Source organism: Thioclava atlantica, from assembly GCF_000737065.1.
Classification (GTDB): Bacteria; Pseudomonadota; Alphaproteobacteria; order Rhodobacterales; family Rhodobacteraceae; genus Thioclava; species Thioclava atlantica.
The window spans coordinates 51,227-68,419 of record NZ_AQRC01000009.1; the positions used below are offsets into that span (position 1 = coordinate 51,227).

Consider the following 17,193-nt stretch of genomic DNA (forward strand, 5'->3'; position numbering starts at 1 on the left):
CGACCCGCTTTCGCGCGGTGCTCAAGAAAGCGGCAGGCTTGCTCGCATCATGCGGATTTCCCGCGTTTTTCACCCATAGCGGGTTTTCCCGTTCGAGCTTCCGCGTAAGCTGTCTCAGGACGGGTTCGGGGAGCGAAATTTCATGGCGATTCACGCAAGCATCTACCACGTGACGCATTACCGATACGACCGCCCGGTCACGCTCGGCCCGCAGATCATCCGCCTGCGCCCCGCGCCGCATAGCCGGACCCGCGTGATCTCGCATTCGCTCAAGGTCAGCCCCGGCGGGCATTTCGTGAACCATCAGCAGGACCCTTACGGCAACTGGCTCGCGCGGTTCGTCTTTCCCGAACCGGTGCGGGAGCTGAAGATCGAGGTTGATCTCACCGCCGACATGACGGTCTACAACCCGTTCGACTTCTTCGTCGAGGAGCGCGCCGAGACCTGGCCCCTCCACTATCCCGAGGAGCTGCGCGAGGATCTCTCGATCTATCGCAGGCCCGAACCCGAGGGTCCGCTGCTGGCGCAGTTCGTGGGCGATCTCGACTATTCGATCACAGGGACGGTGGATTTCCTCGTCGCGCTGAACCGGCGGGTCTCGGAGGTGGTCGATTACACGATCCGGATGGAGGTGGGGGTGCAGCCCCCCGAAGAGACGCTCGAGAAGAAATCGGGCTCGTGCCGGGACAGTTCGTGGCTGCTGGTGCAGGTGCTGCGGCATCTGGGTTTCGCGGCGCGTTTCGTCTCCGGCTACCTGATCCAGCTCAAGCCCGATCTCGAGGCGCTCGACGGCCCGTCCGGCACGAAGCACGACTTCACCGACCTGCATGCCTGGGCCGAGGTCTTCCTGCCCGGCGCTGGATGGGTCGGGCTCGATCCGACCTCGGGGCTTCTGACCGGTGAAAGCCATATCCCGCTTGCCGCGACACCGCATTTCCAGAACGCGGCGCCGATCTCGGGCGGGTTCACCGCGAGCGGCAATCCGGAGGTGAATTTCGCCTTCGACATGAAGGTCGACCGCGTGGCCGAGCATCCGCGCATCACCAAGCCGTTTTCGGACGAGGCCTGGGAGCGGCTCAATGCGCTCGGTCGCAAGGTCGACGAGAGCCTGAAGGCGGGCGATGTGCGCCTGACGATGGGGGGCGAACCCACCTTCGTATCGATCGACGATTTCGAGAGCGACGAGTGGAACACCGCCGCGGTGGGGCCCACCAAGCGCGGGCTCGCCGATACGCTGATCCGCAGATTGCGCGACCGCTTCGCGCCGGGAGGCTTCCTGCATTACGGGCAGGGCAAGTGGTATCCCGGGGAAAGCCTGCCGCGCTGGACCTTCTCGCTCTACTGGCGGCGCGACGGAAAATCGGTCTGGCGCGACGAGAGCCTGATCGCGAAGGAGGGCGACAAGACCGGGGCGGGGCCGCAAGAGGCGGGGACGCTGATGCGTGGCATTGCGGAACGGCTGGGGATCGACCCCGATCACGCGCAACCCGCCTATGAGGACCCGGCGGACTGGATGCTCAAGGAAGGCAACCTGCCGCCCAATGTCACGCCCGAGGACAGCAAGCTCAAGAACCCGGAGGACCGCGCCCGGTTCGCCCGCGTCTTCAGTCGCGGGCTCGAAACCCCCACGGGTTACATCCTGCCGATCCAGCGTTGGCAGGCGAGGGCGCAGCCCGGCCATCGCTGGCGCTCGGAGAAGTGGAAGACCCGGCGCGGCAAGCTGTTCCTGATCCCCGGAGACAGCCCAGCGGGCTTCCGCCTGCCGCTCGGCGCGCTCCCGCATGTGCCGCCCGCGCAATATCCCTATCATTACGTCACCGACACCTCACTGCCGAAAGAGGCCCTGCCGGATTTCCACGCGGAGATGGAGAAAGCGGTCGCGAAGGGGCTCGTCGAGGCCCCGAGCGACGAGCACCGGCAGCCCGTCTCCGAAGCGCAGACGGCCGAACCGGGACAGACCATCGTCGAGCAGGACCTCGACACGATCGACGGCGTCGTGCGCACCGCGCTCTCGGTCGAGCCGCGTGACGGGCGGCTATGCGTCTTCATGCCCCCGACCGAAGACCTCGAAGATTATCTCGAACTGATCGCCGCGGCCGAGGAGACGGCGAAGGAGATGGGCCTGCCGATCCATATCGAGGGCTATGCGCCGCCTCATGACCCGCGCCTCAACGTGATCCGGGTCGCGCCCGATCCCGGCGTGATCGAGGTGAATATCCACCCCGCCCATAGCTGGGAGGACTGCGTCGCCACCACCGAGGCGATCTACGAGGAGGCCCGCCGGTCGCGACTGGGCGCCGACAAGTTCATGATCGACGGGCGCCATACCGGCACGGGCGGCGGCAACCATGTCGTCGTGGGCGGCGAAACGCTGCTCGACAGCCCCTTCCTGCGCCGGCCCGATCTGCTGAAATCGCTGATCCTGATCTGGCAGCGCCATCCCTCGCTAAGCTACCTCTTCTCGGGGCTCTTCATCGGCCCGACCTCGCAGGCCCCGCGCATCGACGAGGCGCGCCATGACACGCTCTACGAGCTGGAAATCGCGCTGAGCCAGATCCAACCGCCCGAGGCCGGGAACGTCCCGCCGCCCTGGCTGGTGGACCGGCTCCTGCGCAACATGCTCACCGATGTCACCGGCAACACGCACCGCGCCGAGATCTGCATCGACAAGATGTTCTCACCCGACGGGCCCACCGGCCGGCTTGGCCTTGTCGAGTTCCGCGGCTTCGAGATGCCGCCCGATCCGCGCATGTCGCTCGCCCAGCAACTCCTGCTGCGCGCGATCATCGCACGCTGCTGGAGCAGCCCCGTCGAGGGCCGCCCGGTGCGCTGGGGGACGGTGCTGCATGACCGCTTCATGCTGCCCCATTACCTTTGGGAGGATTTCACCGATCTTCTGGCCGATCTGCGCCGGCACGGCTTCGACCTCGACCCGCAATGGTTCGAGGCGCAATCCGAGTTCCGCTTTCCCTTCTGCGGCCAGATCGAGGCGGAGGGGGTTCATCTCGAAATCCGGCAGGCGCTCGAGCCGTGGCATGTGCTGGGCGAGACCGGCGCGATCGGCGGCACGGTGCGCTATACCGACAGTTCCGTCGAGCGTTTGCAGGTGAAAATGACCACGCTGCATCAGGACCGCTACAAGGTGATGTGCAACCGCCGTCCCGTGCCGCTGGCGCGAACGCAGGTTTCGGGGGTCTCGGTCGCCGGGGTGCGCTACAAGGCGTGGCAGCCCGCCGAGGCGCTGCACCCCACGCTGCCGGTCAACGCGCCCCTGACCTTCGACATCTTCGACGACTGGACGGGGCGGGCGATTGCGGGGTGCGTCTATCACGTGGCCCATCCGGGCGGACGCAATTACGAGACCTTCCCGGTCAACGGAAACGAGGCCGAGGCCCGGCGTCTGGCGCGCTTCGAGGGGCATGGCTACAGCCCCGGCGCCTATCGTCCGGAACCCGAGAGCACCCATCCGGAGTTTCCCCTCACGCTTGACCTGCGACGTCCCGTAGGGCTGAGTTGATCCGCGCCTGATCGGAGACCCGATGCAAAACCCCGCGAGCCCCTTTGAGCAGCATCCGCTTCTGGCGGGCTATCGCCCCGTGCCGGGGGTGGCGGACGAGCTTTTCGAGGCGGAAGGGGTGATGCGCCCGGTCTGGCGGCCCTTCGTCGAACGTTTCCTCGATCTGCCGCCCGAGGATGTCACGCAACGCTTCGAGCGCGGCGATCAGTATCTGCGCGATGCCGGGGTCTATTACCGGCAATACTCGAACGACGTGCTGGCCGAGCGCGAATGGCCGCTCAGCCATATCCCGGTGATCCTGCACGAGGCCGAATGGGCCGGGATCTGCGACGGGCTCGCGCAGCGCGCCGAGCTGCTCGAGGCGGTGATGGCCGATCTCTACGGGTCCGGGCGGCTGGTCTCGGAAGGGCATCTGCCGCCCGAGTTGATCGCAGGCAACCGCCACTGGCTGCGCCCGATGGTCGGGGTGCGGCCGCGCGGCGGGCATTACCTGCATTTCCTCGCCTTCGAGATCGGACGTTCGCCCGACGGCTCGTGGTTCGTGCTCGGCGACCGGACGCAGGCCCCCTCGGGGGCGGGTTTCGCGCTGGAAAACCGGATGGCGACGGGGCGGATCTTCCCCGAGAGCTTCCCGCGCGATTACATCCACCGGCTCGCGGCCTTCTTCGGAGATTTCCGGTCCGCGCTGGAGGATCTCGCGACCGGAGGAGGCGCGCCGCGCGGCCGTTCGGCGATCCTCACGCCGGGCCCGGCCAATGACAGCTATTACGAACATACCTATATCGCGCGCTATCTCGGGCTGTCGCTCCTCGAGGGCGAGGACCTTCTGGTGCAGAACGGCCGGGCGATGGTGCGCACGATCGAGGGGCCGCAGCCGCTCGGCGCGCTTTGGCGGCGGATGGATGCGGGTTTCGTCGATCCGCTCGAGCTCGACCCGGACAGCCATATCGGCACGCCGGGGCTGATGGAGGCGGTGCGCGCGGGCAATCTGGCGATGGTCAATGCGCTGGGGGCGGGGGTGCTCGAAACCCGCGCGCTGATGGCCTTCCTGCCGAAGATCTCCGAGATTCTCACCGGCGCCCCGCTCGCGCTGCCCAATATCGCGACCTGGTGGTGCGGGGGCGCGGCCGAGCGCGCCCATGTGCGCGAGCATGCCGGGCAGATGATGATCGGCCCGGCGATGGCGGTGAACCTGCCCTTCGATATCGATGCCGCGACGGCGCTTGGCGGGGAGCTGCGCGGCGGTGCGCGGATCCCGATCGCGGACTGGCTCGAGGCGGAGGGCGCGACGCTCGTCGGTCAGGAGGCGGTGACGCTCTCGACCACGCCGGTCTGGCATGCGGACGGGCAGGGCGGCTCGCTGCGCCCCTCGCCGATGACGGTGCGCGTCTTCGCCGCGCGTACGGCGCAGGGCTGGCGCTTCATGAAGGGCGGTTATGCGCGGATCGGCCCGGAAGGCGATGCGACGGCGCTCGCCATGCAGCGTGGCGGGGCGGTGGCCGATGTCTGGATCGTCTCGGACACTCCCGTTCCGCCCCTGAGCCTTGCCCCGCGTGCCGAGGGCGGGTTCCGCCGCACCATTCCCGGCACGCTGCCCGCGCGCGCAGCCGACAACCTGTTCTGGCTCGGCCGCTATGTCGAGCGCTGCGAGGACGCGGTCCGCCTGATCCGCGCCTATCATTTGCGTCTTGCCGCGACCGGGAGCCCCGATGACCCGCGCCTCGCGCGGCTCGCGGAGTTCCTGGCCGGGCTCGGGATCGATGTCACGCAGCCCGTTCCCGACGCGTTGCTGGCCCGTCTCGATGCGGCACGGCTCTGCGCCTCGAAGGTGCGCGACCGGTTCTCGACCGATGGCTGGCTCGCGCTGAGGGATCTCGCGCGGACCGCGCATGAGATGACCGCGACGGCGCGCCCCGGCGACGACACGGCGCGCGCGATGGGGGTGCTGTTGCGCAAGATCACCGGGTTTTCCGGCCTCGTGCACGAGAACATGTACCGGTTCTCGGGCTGGCGATTCCTCTCGATCGGGCGGGCGCTCGAGCGGGCCGATGCGCTCGCCACGCTGCTGATGCAGTTCACCGAGGAGACGGCCCCCGAGGGTTCGCTCGATCTCGCGGTCGAGGTGGCCGACAGCGTGATCACCCATCAGCGCCGTTACCGTGTCCAGACCAATCGCGACACGGTGCTGGATCTGCTTGTGCTCGACGCCGACAACCCGCGCGCAATCCTGTTCCTTATCAATAGCTTGAAAGATCTTCTTGAGAAATTGCCTGAAGCGCAAATCGCCGGGCGACCGGGGGAGATCCTGCGCGCCCTGATGCCGTTGCGCACCGAGCTGTCGATCATCGAGCCCGACGCGGTGACGCCGGACATGCTGGGTCGGGTGCGGGCCGATCTGTTCCATCTCTCCGATCTCATAACGCAACGATATCTGAGGTAGATCAATGCGCTATGAGGTGAAATTGAGGCTGACCTACAGCTATGAGGCGCCCAGCGATCACGCCCGCAACCTGCTGCGGGTGCTGCCCGCCGATATCGCGGGGGTGCAGAGCGTGCAGGCGCGGCTTCTGACCTGCGATCCGATGCCGGACGAGCGCCGCGATCTGCTCGATTTCTTCGGCAATGCGATGACCTCCGTGGTCTGGCACGAGCCGCTGGCGGAGATCGGCGTGGAGCTTGTCGCACGGGTCGACCGGCGCGCCTCGCAGCCGGGGCTCGATCTTTCCTCGCCGCTGCATGAACTGCCCCTCGAGATCGCGCAGCGCCGCGGGCTTGCGCCGGATGCGCCCCATCACTTCCTTGGCCAGTCGCGCAGGGCCGCTCCGATGGCCGAGACCACCGCTTTCGCGCGCGACCAGCTGCGCGCGGGCATGACCGCGCATGAGGCGATCGAGGCGGTGGGGCGCGCGCTCCATCGCGAGATGCGCTTCGACGCCGAGGCCACCGATGTCGACACGCCCGCCTCCGAGGCCTTCGCGAACCGCCATGGAGTGTGCCAGGATTTCAGCCATATCATGATCGCCTGCCTGCGCGGGATCGGCGTGCCCGCGGCCTATGTCTCGGGTTTCCTGCGGACCTATCCGCCACCGGGACAGCCGCGGCTCGAGGGAGCGGATGCGATGCATGCATGGGTGCGCGCCTGGGCGGGGGCGGAGACCGGCTGGATCGAGTTCGACCCGACCAACGACCAGTTCGCGGGCGACGATTACATCACCGTGGGCTATGGGCGCGACTATGACGACGTGCCCCCGCTGCGGGGCGCGATGCGCGGCGCGGGCGGGCATCAGAGCGCCCAGGCGGTGGATGTGATCGCGCTCGACTGAGCGCCACGTCGCGCCCTTATATTGCGATTTGCGAATTCAAGTCCTCGTGACCCCGGACGTCACGGCATTCATTGACCACCCGATCAAATCGAGTTTATCTCTCACCAGTTTGTGTCGAAACCCGGTCACGTCGTGCCGCCGAGAGGCGGCCAGAGAGCCGGACGACGCACGCTCGAACCAACCAACAGGAAGGACAGATCATGACCATTCGCTCGATGCTTCTGGCAGGGGCTGCCGCGGTTCTGATGACCGCAGGCGGCGCCGGCGCCAAGACGCTCGTCTATTGCTCGGAGGCCTCGCCCGAGGGCTTCGATCCCGCGCCCTACACCTCGGGGACGACCTTCGACGCCTCGTCGCGCCCGGTCTATGACCAGCTCGTCGAATTCAAGAAGGGCACGACCGAACTCGAGCCGGGCCTCGCGGAAAGCTGGGACATCTCGGAGGACGGGCTGACCTACACCTTCCACCTGCGCCCCGGCGTCAAGTTCCATTCGGTGGACGGCTTCACCCCCTCGCGCGATTTCAACGCCGATGACGTGCTCTTCTCGTTCGATCGCCAGGCGAACAAGGACAACCCCTATTACGCTTACGCGCCGAGCGTGTCCTATGAATATTACAACGGCATGGACATGCCGAAGATCGTCAAGTCGATCGAGAAGGTCGACGACATGACGGTGAAGTTCACGCTCAACGAGCCGAACGCGCCCTTCCTGTCCGATCTCGCGATGGACTTCGCCTCGATCCTGTCGAAGGAATATGCCGACAAGCTCGCCGCCGACGACCGCAAGGCCGACATCAACAACGTCCCCGTCGGCACCGGCCCGTTCGAATTCGTCGCCTACCAGAAGGACGCCGTGATCCGCTACAAGGCGAACCCGGACTACTTCAAGGGCAAGGCTCCGATCGACGACCTGATCTTCGCGATCACCCCCGATCCGGCGGTGCGCATGCAGAAGCTGCAGGCGGGCGAATGCCAGATCATGCCCTACCCGTCGCCGGCCGATCTGCAGGCGCTCAAGTCCGACGAGAACATCAAGGTCGAAGAGCAGCCGGGCCTGAACGTCGCCTATCTCGCCTACAACACCAAGCAGGCGCCCTTCGACAAGGCGGAAGTCCGCAAGGCGCTGAACATGGCGATCAACAAGCAGGCGATCATCGACGCCGTGTTCCAGGGCGCCGGCCAGGTTGCCAAGAACCCGATCCCGCCGACCATGTGGTCGTATAACAACGACATCAAGGACGACGCCTTCGATCCGGAAGCGGCGAAGAAGATGCTCGCCGATGCGGGCGTGAAGGATCTGGAGATGAACATCTGGGCGATGCCCGTGCAGCGGCCCTACATGCCCAACGCACGCCGCACCGCCGAGCTGATGCAGGCCGATCTGGCGAAGATCGGCGTGAAGGCGAACATCGTCTCCTACGAATGGGGTGAGTACCTCAAGAAGTCGAAGGACCCGACCCGTGACGGCGCGGTCATCCTCGGCTGGACCGGCGACAATGGCGACCCGGACAACTTCCTCGCGGTGCTGCTGAGCTGCGCGGCGGCCGAAAGCGGTTCGAACCGTGCCTTCTGGTGCAACAAGGACTTCGACGACCTGATCACCAAGGCCGCGAAGACCACCGACCAGGCCGAGCGCACGAAGCTCTACGAGCAGGCCCAGGTCGTGTTCAAGGACCAGGCGCCGTGGGACACGATCGCCCACTCGACCGTGTTCATGCCGATGTCGAAGAAGGTCTCGGGCTATGTGATGAGCCCGCTCGGCCATCACGACTTCTACGGGGTGGACATTCAGGAGTGATCCTGTAACTCCCCCCTGCAACCGAAAAGGGGCGTCCGGGCGACCGGGCGCCCCGCTGACATAAGCGGGCTGACATGATCCGATTTTTCATAGGCAAGATCCTCTGGCTGATCCCCACGCTGATCGGGATCACCATCGTCGCGTTCGGTTTCGTGCGGGTGCTTCCCGGCGATCCCGTGCTGCTGATGGCGGGCGAGCGGGGCCTGTCCCCTGAACGCCACGCCGAGCTGACGCATCAACTCGGCTTCGACCGCCCGATCTGGGTGCAATATGGCGAGTTCCTCTGGCGTGTGCTGCACGGCGATCTGGGCGAGAGCCTGGTGACGCACAAGCCGATCATCCACGAATTCTTCACCCTCTTCCCGGCCACGCTCGAGCTCGGGCTCTGCGCGATGATCCTCGCGGTCGCGATCGGCGTGCCGGTCGGCGTGCTCGCCGCGATCAAGCGCGGCTCCTGGTTCGACCAGGTCACCATGGGCTCGGCGCTGGTGGGTTACTCGATGCCGATCTTCTGGTGGGGGCTTTTGCTCATCATCCTGTTCTCAGGCGTGCTGCACTGGACGCCGGTCTCGGGGCGCATCTCGCTGATGTACTATTTCCCGAACGGCACCGGCTTCATGATCTGGGACGCGATCGCCTCGGGGCAGAAGGGCGCGCTCTCCTCGGCGCTGAGCCACCTGATCCTGCCCTCGATCGTGCTGGCGACCATCCCGCTCGCGGTGATTGCGCGCCAGACCCGCTCGGCGATGCTCGAAGTGCTGGGCGAGGATTACGTGCGCACCGCGCGCGCCAAGGGGATGCCGCCGCGCCGCGTGATCGGCATCCATGCGCTGCGCAACGCGATGATCCCCGTCATCACCACGATCGGCCTGCAGGTCGGCATGCTGATGGCCGGCGCGATCCTGACCGAGACGATCTTCTCCTGGCCGGGCATCGGCAAGTGGATGGTCGATTCCATCTCGCGCCGCGACTATCCGGCGGTGCAGGGCGGTCTGTTGCTGATCGCCGTGATCGTGATGGTCGTGAACCTGATCGTGGATCTGCTCTACGGTCTCATCAATCCGCGTATCCGGCATAGGTGAGTGACATGTCCGAAGTGACCGAAACCAACATCCCCTCCGGAACGCGGCGCGAGCAATTCGCGGAGTTCTGGTTCTATTTCAAGGAAAACCGTGGCGCGGTGATCGGGCTCGCGGTCTTCGTGCTCGTGGTGATCGCGGCGGTCCTCGCGCCCGTCCTGTCGCCCTTCGATCCCGACGCCCAATATCGCGACGCGCTGCTGGCGGCGCCGATGACCGACAGCGCGCATGGCCATTTCTGGCTCGGCACCGACGCGGTCGGGCGCGACCTGCTCTCGCGGCTGCTCTATGGCGCGCGCTATTCGCTCTTCATCGGCGTCGTGGTGGTGGTGCTCTCGCTCTCCGTCGGCGTGATCCTCGGCCTGCTCGCGGGCTGGTTCGGCGGCTGGGTCGACACCATCATCATGCGGGTGATGGACGTGATCCTCGCCTTCCCGTCGCTCCTGCTGGCGCTCGTCTTCGTGGCGATCCTCGGTCCGGGGCTGACCAATGCGATGATCGCGATCGCGCTGGTGATGCAGCCGCATTTCGCACGCCTGACGCGCGCGGCGGTGCTGTCGGAGAAGAACAAGGATTACGTGATGGCCGCGCGGGTCGCGGGGGCGGGCAACATGCGCCTGATGTTCCGCACCGTGCTGCCGAACTGCCTCGCGCCGCTCATCGTGCAGGCGACGCTGTCCTTCTCGAACGCGATCCTCGACGCGGCCGCGCTCGGCTTCCTCGGGCTCGGCGCGCAGCCGCCGACCCCGGAATGGGGCACGATGCTCTCGGAGGCGCGCGAATTCATCCTGCGCGCGTGGTGGGTCGTGACCTTCCCCGGTCTCGCGATCCTGATCTCGGTGCTGGCGATCAACCTGATGGGCGATGGCCTGCGCGACGCGCTCGACCCGAAACTGAAGCGGAGCTGAGACCATGGCGTTGTTGAAAATCCGCAATCTGACCGTCGAATTCGACACCGCCCAGGGCCCGTTCCGGGCGGTGGACGGGATCGATGTCGAGGTGGAAGAGCGCGAAGTGCTCGCCATCGTGGGCGAATCCGGCTCGGGCAAATCGGTCTCGATGCTCGCGGTGATGGGGCTCTTGCCGCCCACCGCGACCATCACCGCCGACGAGATGACCTATGACGGGCGCGACATGCTGAAGATGTCGGGCCGCGAGCGTCGCCAGATCATCGGCCGCGAGATCTCGATGATCTTCCAGGAGCCGATCTCCTCGCTCAACCCGTCCTTCACCTGCGGCTACCAGATCGAGGAGGTGCTCGAGCGCCATCTCGGTCTCAAGGGCAAGGCCGCGCGCAAACGCGCGCTCGAACTGTTCGAGTCGGTGGGCATCCCCGATCCGGCGCGGCGGCTGAAAAGCTACCCGCACCAGCTCTCGGGCGGGCAATGCCAGCGGGTGATGATCGCGATGGCGATCGCGTGCAAGCCGCGCCTGCTGATCGCGGACGAACCCACGACCGCGCTCGACGTGACGATCCAGAAGCAGATCCTCGATCTGCTGATGAAGTTGCAGGAGGAATACGGCATGGGCCTCATCATGATCACCCATGACATGGGCGTGGTCGCCGAGACCGCGGACCGTGTGAGCGTCCAGTACAAGGGCCGGAAGATGGAGGAGGCCGACGTGCTGAGCCTCTTCGAGAACCCGCAACATCCCTATACGCGCGCGCTTCTCGCCGCGTTGCCGGAAAACGCGACCGGGGACCGTCTGCTGACCGTCGCCGATGGCTGGGAGGGTGTGCAATGAGCGTGATCCTGGAAGGGCGCAACCTGACGCGCGACTATGTCGTCTCGGGCGGCTTCCTGCGCGGTGCGAAGACCGTGCGGGCGCTGCACGGGATCTCCTTCGCGCTCGAGCAGGGCAAGACCTTGGCGATCGTGGGCGAATCCGGCTGCGGCAAGTCCACGCTGGCGCGCATCCTGACGCTGATCGACCCGGCCAATACGGGCGAGCTGCTGATCGAGGGCAAGCCGATCGACATTCGCGAGCAGAAGGTGACGCCCGAACTGCGCGCGAAGGTGCAGATCGTGTTCCAGAACCCCTACAGCTCGCTTAACCCGCGCCAGAAAGTGGGCGACGTGCTGACCGAGCCGCTGATCATCAACACCGATGTCCCGGCGGCCGAGCGGCGCGAACGTGCCGAGGCGATGCTGCAGAAGGTGGGGCTGGAGCGTCAGCACTACAATCGCTACCCGCATATGTTCTCGGGCGGCCAGCGCCAGCGGATCGCGATCGCGCGCGCGCTGATGCTCAACCCCAAGATCCTCGTGCTCGACGAGCCGGTCTCGGCGCTCGACCTGTCGGTTCAGGCGCAGGTGCTCAACCTGCTCAAGGACCTGCAGGACGAGTTCGACCTGACCTATGTCTTCGTCAGCCACGACCTCTCGGTGGTGCGCTATTTCGCCGACGAGGTGATGGTGATGAATGCGGGCGAGGTGGTCGAGCACGCCTCGCGCGATGCGATCTTCGCCAATCCGCAGCACGAATATACGCGCACGCTGCTGGCCGCGACCCCGATCGCGGATGTCGAGAAGATCCGCGAACGCGTCGAGCGCCGCAAGGCGCTGTTCGAGAAAGCGTAAGCGACAGCGCAGCGCCCGGCCCCCGGCTGGGCGCTGCTCGATCGGACACGGGCCCCGGGGCGCGCTCGCCCTCGAACCGCACCCGATCCCCTCTCCCCTCAGCCTATTTTCCCGACCATTGCGGCGCGCGTTTCTCCAGAAACGCCTTCGCGCCCTCCGCCGCATCGTCGCTCTCCATGATCGCCTTGAGCGTGCGCGCGTTTTCCGACCAGAGAGGATCGAGCCCCGCGCGTTCGATCTCGCGCGACAGGCGCAGCGTCTCGCGCAGCGCAAGCGGGGCGTTGCGCGCGATCTCCCCGGCCAATGCAAGCGCCGCCTCGAAGCCCTGACCCGGGTTGGCGCGCCGTGCGAGCAGGCCCAGATCCCAAGCTTCCGCGGTGTCGAACAGGCGCCCGGTGAGCAGGATCTCGCGGGCCCGAGCGGGCGGGATCAGGCTGGCGAGCCGGAGCGCGCCGCCTGCGCCGGCGACCAGGCCGCGCAGCACTTCGGGCAGGCCGAACCGGCAGCCGTCCTCGGCCACGATCAGATCGCATCCGAGCGCGAGTTCGAACCCGCCCGCGAGGGCCGCGCCGTGGCAGGCCGCGATCAACGGCTTGGTGCGATGCGCCTCGGTGATGCCGCCGAAGCCGCCCTTCGCGAAAAGAAGCTCCTCGACCTTGCCCTCGGAGAAGGCCGCGAGATCCATGCCCGCGCAGAAGGCCGATCCTTCGCCGCGCAGGATGCCGATCTGCAATGCGTCATCGGCTTCCAGCCGGGCCACCGCCTCCGCCAGCGCCTGACCGGCCTCGGCATTGATCGCGTTGCGCCGCTCGGGGCGGTTGAGGGTGATGATCGCGATCTTGTCGCGGGTCTCGAACAGGACGGGGCTGTCGGTCATTGGACGGTCTCCTGCGGCAGGCGCGCGCGCAGCGCGTTGCGGATGATCTTGCCGGTGGTGGTCACCGGCATATCGTCGATCACGTAGATCGCGCGGGGATATTCGTATTTCGCAAGCCGCGCACGGACATGCTGGGCGAGATCCTCGCGCAGGCTCTCGCTGTCCCCGTATCCGGGGCAGAGCGTGATGAAGGCCGCGACGATCTCGCCGCGCAACGGATCGGGTTGGCCGACCACGCCCGCCATCTGCACCGCCGGATGGGCGATCAGGCAATCCTCGATCTCGGCAGGTCCGACGCGGTAGCCGCCGGTCGAGATGATGTCGTCGTCGCGGCCCTTGAAACGCAACCGTCCCTCGCGGCCCGCGACGCCCCGGTCGCCGGTGAGCAGCCAGCGTCCCTCGGACCCGGTCACGAATTTGGCCTCTGTCGCCTCGGGCTGGTTGAAATAGCCCAGGAACATCACCGGGTCGGGCGCGCGCACCGCGATCGCGCCTTCCGCGCCCTCGGGCAGGCGTTCGCCGGACGCGCTGTCGATGATTGCGACCTCGTGGCCCGGCACCGGCCAGCCCATCGCGCCGGGCTCGGGCGCGTCGAGCGAGGCGGCCGAAGACACCACCATGTTGCATTCGGTCTGGCCGTAGAATTCGTTGATCGTGACCCCGAGCGCCTTGCGGCCCCAGTCGAGAAGCTGCGCGCCCAGGGGCTCGCCCCCCGAGGCGACCGAGCGCATCTGCAGATCCCAGGCCACGCTGTCGGGATCGGCCTTCATCATCTTCAGCGCGGTCGGCGGCAGGAAGGCGTTGCGCACCCTCAGCCGGCGGATCAGGTCCGCCGCGGCCCGGGCCGAGAACTTGCGGAAACGGCAGGCCACGACAGGCACCCCGTGATGGAGCGCGGGCAGCAACACGTCGAGCAGCCCCCCGATCCAGGCCCAGTCGGCGGGCGTCCAGATCCGGTCGCCCTCCTGGGGCAGGAAATCATGGCTCATCTCTACGCCGGGCAGGTGGCCCAGAAGCACCCGATGGGCATGCAGCGCGCCTTTCGGATTGCCCGTCGTGCCGGAGGTGTAGATCAACACGCCGGGGGTCTCGGCACGGGTCTTCACCGGGGTGAACTCGGGCGAGGCGCCGTCAAGCGCCGCGTCGAAATCCTCCGCACCCTCGGCCCCTCCATCGGTGACGAAGACGGCCTCGAGCGCGGGCAGCTCGGCGCGGATCTCGCGGATCAGCTCGAAACTCGCGGGATCTGTCACCAGCACCCGCGCGCCCGAATCCCGCAGCCGGTGCAACAGCGCTTCGGGCCCGAACAGCGTGAAGAGCGGCAGCGAGACGCAGCCTGCCTTGAAGGCCGCGATATGGGCGATCGCGGTCTCGCGCCGTTGCGGCAGCAAGATCGCCACCCGGTCGCCCGCATCACGTCCGTTTCCGCCCAGGCCCTTCGCCGCGAGCACATTGGCAAAGCGGTTCGAGGCGGCGTGCAGCTCGGCAAAGGAGGTCTCGCGCAAGGGCCCGTAGCCATCCTCCTCGACCTCGATCAGCGCGATCCGGTCGGGATCGGCCTCGGCCCATTTGTCGCATGTACCGACGCCGATATTGTAGTGCTCGGGTATATCCCAGCGAAACGCCGCGCGCGTGGCGGCGTAATCCTTGCCTCGTGACAGCACGGGGCACCTCCCTTTCTCCCGGCGACACGCGGGTCGCCCCTTCCTCGCGCGCAAGAAAACCCTGCCCGCGCGGGAATGTCCACTCACCGGGAGGCGGAAAGGGAGGGATCGGCCGAACTCAACCGGCCCGAGGCGAGCGCGCTGAGCCCCACCATCACCGTCGCGGCCCCCATCATCAGGGGAAGCCCGCCGATCTGGTAGCTCAGGCCCGACATCAGCGTGCCGAGCAGACGCCCGCCCGCATTGGCCATGTAGTAGAAGCCCACATCCATCGTCACCCGCTCGGCCTGGGTGAAGGCGAGGATCAGGTAGGAATGGAGCGAGGAATTCACCGCGAAGATCGCGCCGAAGATCAGGAGCCCCGCGACCAGCGTCAGCGTGAGCCAAAGCGTCGGGGCGGGGGCGAGCAGCGTCGCCAGCGTCAGCAGGGCCGGCACCACCAGAAGCGCGAGCGCCCAGTGCCGCGCGGCGCCGATCAGCGCGGCTTCGGGGCGGGTCTGCGCCTTGAGGATGCGCGGAGCCGCGGCCTGAACCGCGCCGTAGAGGATGATCCAGAGCGCCATGAAGGAGCCGACGAGGAAGAAGGCCGCGCGGTCGCCCTCGGGCGAGCCGTCCGAGAGCACCGCGTAGAAATAGATCGGGATGCCGACGACGAACCAGACGTCGCGCGCGCCGAACAGGAACACCCGCGCCGCCGAGAGCCAGTTCACATTGGCCGATTTCGAGAAGACTTCCGAGAATTTCGCGCCCTTGCGCCCCCTGGGCAGGCCCGGCGGCATCGCCACGATGATCGCGGCAAGGATCAGCGCGAGCACCGTCGCCATCGCGATCACCGCGCCCACGAAGCCGAGGCTCGCCAGCAGCGCCGCGCCGAGCAGGAAGCCGAAGCCCTTCACCGCGTTCTTCGAGCCGGTCAGCACCGCGACCCATTTGAACAGCCCGCCATTGCCCGAGGGCGCGAGCAGCTTCACCGCCGATTTCGAGGACATCTTGGCGAGGTCCTTCGCGACCCCGCTCGCCCCTTGCACCGCCATCACGTAGATCACCGAGAAGCCCAGGCTCCAGGCCGGGTCGAGCTGCGAGAGCGCGAGCAGCGCCACCACCTGCACCCCGAGCCCGGCATAGAGCGTCGAGGTCAGCCCGAACCGCGCCGCGATCCAGCCCGCCGAGAGGTTGGTCACCATTCCCGCCACCTCGTAGAGGATGAAGAGATAGGCAAGCTGCACCGGCGAGAAGCCCAGCCGGTCGAAATGCAGCAGCACCAGCATCCTGAGCGCACCGTCGGTGAGCATGAAGGCCCAATAGGCCGCCGTCACCGCGATATAGGCGGAAAGCCCCTCGGGTCGGTGCGTCACAGCGAAGCCCCCACCATCAGCGCCACGTCCACCAGCCGGTTCGCATAGCCCATCTCGTTGTCATACCAGGCATAGACCTTCACCTGCGTGCCGTTGATCACCATCGTCGAGGGCGCGTCCACAATCGAGGAGCGGATATCGTTGGTGTAATCGGCCGAGACCAGCGGGCGGGTCTCGTAGCCGAGGATGCCCTTGAGCGGGCCGGCCGCCGCCGCCTCGAAGAGCGCGTTCACCTCTTCGGGCGTCGTTTCACGCTCCACCTCGAAGACGCAATCGGTCAGCGAGGCGTTCAGGAGCGGGACCCGCACCGCATGGCCGTTCAACCGGCCCTTCAACTCGGGATAGATCAGCGTGATCGCGGTGGCCGAGCCGGTCGTGGTCGGGATCAGCGAGTTGAGCGCCGAGCGCGCCCGGCGCAGATCCTTTGCGGGCCGGTCCACGATGGTCTGGGTGTTGGTCACGTCATGGATCGTGGTGATCGAGCCGTGCTTGATCCCGAGGGATTCGTGGATCACCTTCACCACCGGGGCGAGGCAGTTCGTGGTGCAGCTCGCCGCGGTCACGATCCGGTGCTGCGCGGGGTCGTAGATGTCGTGATTGACGCCATAGACGATATTCGCCGTCGGTCCGTCCTTCACCGGGGCCGAGACCACGACCTTCTTCACGCCGGCCGCGAAATAGGGGGCGAGCTTGGCCTCGGATTTGAAGACGCCGGTGCAGTCGATCACCACATCGACGCCCTCGAGCGGCAGTTCCTCGATCTTCTTCGTGCCGATGAAGGGCAGGCGGGTGCCGTCGATCGTGACGCTCTCGGCGTCATGCGCGAATTCCGCGTCCCAGCGGCCGTGGACGGTGTCGAACTGAAGCAGATGCGCATGCATCTCGGGGTCGCCCACCGCGTCGTTGATCCAGGCGATTTTCGCTCCGCGCTCCAGAAGAGGTTTCAGAGCGAGCTTTCCGATCCGGCCGAGGCCGTTCAGGGCATAGGTGGTCATCT

12 protein-coding genes are annotated in these 17,193 nt (G+C 66.9%); 8 read left to right on the plus strand and 4 right to left on the minus strand.

Annotated elements, in window-relative coordinates:
• Window positions 1–142: 142 nt before the first annotated feature.
• The 8 genes from DW2_RS11890 to DW2_RS11925 all read left to right on the plus strand — a co-directional run bounded on the left by DW2_RS11890 (window position 143) and on the right by DW2_RS11925 (window position 12,300).
• Window positions 143–3,517 carry a transglutaminase family protein gene (locus DW2_RS11890; protein WP_038146858.1) on the plus strand — a complete coding sequence of 1,125 codons (3,375 nt, stop codon included), beginning with the start codon at window positions 143–145 and terminating at the stop codon, window positions 3,515–3,517.
• A gap of 22 nt (window positions 3,518–3,539) precedes the next feature.
• Window positions 3,540–5,957, plus strand: a complete 2,418-nt coding sequence (locus DW2_RS11895) for a circularly permuted type 2 ATP-grasp protein (RefSeq protein WP_038146860.1) — start codon at window positions 3,540–3,542, stop codon at window positions 5,955–5,957.
• Between the two features lie 4 nt (window positions 5,958–5,961).
• Window positions 5,962–6,840, plus strand: a complete 879-nt coding sequence (locus DW2_RS11900; protein ID WP_038146862.1) for a transglutaminase family protein — start codon at window positions 5,962–5,964, stop codon at window positions 6,838–6,840.
• 200 nt (window positions 6,841–7,040) lie between these two features.
• Complete coding sequence (locus DW2_RS11905) at window positions 7,041–8,639, plus strand: ABC transporter substrate-binding protein (RefSeq protein ID WP_038146864.1); 1,599 nt, start codon at window positions 7,041–7,043, stop codon at window positions 8,637–8,639.
• 74 nt (window positions 8,640–8,713) lie between these two features.
• On the plus strand, window positions 8,714–9,721 hold the full coding sequence (locus DW2_RS11910; RefSeq protein WP_038146867.1) for an ABC transporter permease subunit: 1,008 nt from the start codon (window positions 8,714–8,716) through the stop codon (window positions 9,719–9,721).
• A 5-nt stretch (window positions 9,722–9,726) separates the two neighbouring features.
• On the plus strand, window positions 9,727–10,626 hold the full coding sequence (locus tag DW2_RS11915; protein WP_038146869.1) for an ABC transporter permease subunit: 900 nt from the start codon (window positions 9,727–9,729) through the stop codon (window positions 10,624–10,626).
• Window positions 10,627–10,630: 4 nt separating this feature from the next.
• On the plus strand, window positions 10,631–11,464 hold the full coding sequence (locus DW2_RS11920) for an ABC transporter ATP-binding protein (RefSeq protein ID WP_081874967.1): 834 nt from the start codon (window positions 10,631–10,633) through the stop codon (window positions 11,462–11,464).
• Entirely contained in the window at window positions 11,461–12,300 is an 840-nt protein-coding gene (locus DW2_RS11925) for a dipeptide ABC transporter ATP-binding protein (RefSeq protein ID WP_038146871.1), read from the plus strand. Before DW2_RS11920 ends, DW2_RS11925 begins: the two co-directional genes overlap by 4 nt.
• Before the next feature lie 103 nt (window positions 12,301–12,403).
• Here the strand turns inward: DW2_RS11925 and DW2_RS11930 are convergent, their stop codons facing one another.
• From DW2_RS11930 to DW2_RS11945, 4 genes are all read right to left on the minus strand, one after another.
• Window positions 12,404–13,177, minus strand: coding sequence for a crotonase/enoyl-CoA hydratase family protein (locus DW2_RS11930; RefSeq protein WP_038146873.1), 774 nt, complete (start codon window positions 13,175–13,177; stop codon window positions 12,404–12,406).
• A complete protein-coding gene (locus DW2_RS11935; RefSeq protein WP_038146874.1) occupies window positions 13,174–14,841 on the minus strand; it encodes an AMP-binding protein in 1,668 nt (555 codons plus the stop codon). Before DW2_RS11935 ends, DW2_RS11930 begins: the two co-directional genes overlap by 4 nt.
• Window positions 14,842–14,924: 83 nt before the next feature.
• Window positions 14,925–16,196, minus strand: a complete 1,272-nt coding sequence (gene arsJ, locus DW2_RS11940; RefSeq protein WP_038146875.1) for an organoarsenical effux MFS transporter ArsJ — start codon at window positions 16,194–16,196, stop codon at window positions 14,925–14,927.
• Window positions 16,193–17,191, minus strand: a complete 999-nt coding sequence (locus DW2_RS11945; RefSeq protein ID WP_038147041.1) for an ArsJ-associated glyceraldehyde-3-phosphate dehydrogenase — start codon at window positions 17,189–17,191, stop codon at window positions 16,193–16,195. The genes arsJ and DW2_RS11945 overlap by 4 nt, the downstream gene beginning before the upstream one ends.
• Between the last annotated feature and the right edge of the window lie 2 nt (window positions 17,192–17,193).